Annotated in this window: 1 protein-coding gene; it reads left to right on the forward strand. The window is 70.2% G+C overall.

Annotated features, from left to right (window positions below; genetic code table 11):
- The coding region (locus AC097L_RS26335; RefSeq protein ID WP_479589635.1) for an NUDIX hydrolase at positions 1–392 on the forward strand (392 nt) is incomplete at both ends.

A 392-nucleotide genomic window follows, 5' to 3' on the forward strand; every position in this document is an offset into this window, starting at 1 on the left:
GGCCGCAGCCCAGCTGCTGCCCGAGGCCCTGCGCCAGCGTTTTCGAAGCCCGCCGGTGTGGCAGCCCGAGGTGCGCGCCGAGCCGCGCTTTACCGACCGCGCACCCCGCCACGCTGCGGTGCTGATCCCCATCGTGCTGCACAGCCAACCGACCATCCTGCTGACCCAGCGCACGGCCCACATGTCGTCCCACGCCGGGCAAATCGCCTTTCCGGGTGGCAAGGTCGATGCCACCGATGTGGATGCCCGTGCCGCCGCGCTGCGCGAGGCCTGGGAGGAGGTGGGCTTGCCGCGTGACTACGTGCAGGTGATCGGCCAGCTCCCGGCCTACGTGACCGGCACAGCCTTTATCGTTACGCCCGTGGTGGCGTTGGTGCAGCCGGGTTTCACAC

The organism is Rhodoferax sp. RT5P35 (assembly GCF_056521385.1).